The sequence below is a fragment of the Chryseobacterium sp. 2TAF14 genome, from assembly GCF_052115105.1.
Classification (GTDB): Bacteria; Bacteroidota; Bacteroidia; order Flavobacteriales; family Weeksellaceae; genus Chryseobacterium.
Window position 1 is genome coordinate 1 of the sequence record NZ_JBFRGA010000300.1, and the last position, 1,996, is coordinate 1,996.

Below are 1,996 nucleotides of genomic sequence, written 5' to 3' on the forward strand. Positions count from 1 at the left end.
CTGCACGAAAACGGAGGCGAATTATACATCGGTCTTGATGCAGTGCCGCAAACAACGGTTTCACTACTGATCCAAATGCTGGAAGGAAGCGAAAACCCTTTGGCAGATACTTTCAGAGAAAAAGAATTTATAGAATGGAGCATCCTTTCCGGAAATACCTGGATCGATCTTTCGGGTAATATATTACAAAACGAAACCAGAAAATTTTTAGAATCAGGGATTGTAAAGTTTAAAATTTCAAAAGACATCAATACCAGTCATACAAGATTTACTGACGGATTGGTCTGGATCAGGGCAAAATCGAAAAGAAGCTATGATGCGGTATGTAAAATTCAGGGCATTTATACTCAGGCTGTTTTGGCAACATTCCAGGATCAGAATAATGACCTGTCTCATTTAAACAACGGTTTAGAAGCCAATACCATTTCTAAACTGATCACAAGAGTGCCGCAGGTAAAATCTCTTACCCAGCCTTACAATTCTTTTGACGGCAAATATAAGGAAACAGATACCGAGTTTTACAGAAGGGTAAGCGAAAGATTGAGACATAAGCACAGAGCAATCACACAATGGGATTATGAGCAGCTGGTTTTACAGGAGTTTCCTGAGGTTTTTAAAGTAAAATGCTTAAATCATACTTCCGAAAAATCTTATATGGCTCCGGGTAATGTAACCTTGATGGTGGTTCCCGATATTAAAAATAAAAATGCTTTTGATATTTACCAGCCAAGAGTAAGCCGGGCTACCCTGAACAGAATTCAAAATTATGTAAACGAATTAAATACAATGCAGGTTGATGCTCAGGTAATTAATCCGAATTACAAAGAAGCAAAAGTAGAAGCACAAGTGAAGTTGTTTGATAAATATGATGAAACATTTTACCTGAAGCAATTAGACGAAGATATCAAAAAATATATTTCTCCTTGGGCTTTTACAGACGCTAAAGATATTGATTTTAATGTGGTGCTGAATGTTAACCAGCTTGTTTCTTATCTGGAGCAGCTGCATTACATAGATTATATCGACGAGGTAAAAATATTGGTGAATAATGTTTTGCAAAAACAGGCGCTCATCGAGGTAGACCCAAAATCGATTCTGGTTTCTGCCAAACAACATAAAGTGAGCATTACAGATCAGGTATGTATTTAATAATAAACAGAAGAAAACATAATCATGTCAGAAAATAAGCATATTAGTATATCAAAAAATATAGAAACTGAAGATCAGACAGATTTTCACTTTCTACGAAAAACAGGTATTGAATACATCGAAAAATTGGGCGGAAAACTTTGGACCGATTACAATTCGCATGATCCCGGTATCACCACTCTTGAAGTTTTAAGTTACGCCATCACAGATCTTGGGATGAGAATGAATCTGAATATGGAAGACATTCTGGCTTCTGAAGATTCACAGAAAGATATTCATAACCAGTTTTTAAAAGCTACAGAAATTTTACCTTCAAGACCTTTAACAGAGCTTGATTACAGAAAATTATTCATCGATATCAACATGGTTTCAGGGCATAAAAGACCCATCCGTAATTGCTGGCTGGTTCCGAAAACTGAAAAATTATTCGTTGATTGCGAAACCGGGAAATTAGATTTTAAGCCGATCGGAAAAAAGACTAAAGATTTCGATGTAAGAGGAATGTATGATCTTTATGTAGACTATGCCGAAGATATTGATGAAGAAGGCAGTGAATGCGAAAAATCTAATGTCAATTCTATAATATTAGACCGTTATCACGCCAACAGAAGTCTTTGTGAAGATTTGGCAGAAATTAAGCAGGTAGAAACCCAGAAAGTAGCTGTTTGTGCACGAATTGGTCTTGTAAATAAAGCTGATGAAGAGTTGGTGCATGCCAAAGTAACAAGAGCAATCAATCATTACCTGTCTCCTGAAGTGCATTTTTATTCATTAAAACAAATGCTCGAAAAAGGTCTTACCACAGATCAGATTTTTGAAGGACCACTTTTGGAAAACGGTTTTATAG

General features: G+C 36.2%; 1 protein-coding gene and 1 pseudogene. Both read left to right on the plus strand.

Annotated features, from left to right (window positions below; translation table 11 throughout):
- Positions 1-1,149 (plus strand): baseplate J/gp47 family protein (locus tag AB4Y90_RS17715; protein WP_441558886.1); only part of this gene is annotated, 1,149 nt, incomplete at its 5' end.
- A 24-nt stretch (positions 1,150-1,173) separates the two neighbouring features.
- A pseudogene (locus AB4Y90_RS17720) lies at positions 1,174-1,996 on the plus strand (hypothetical protein); the annotation flags it as partial.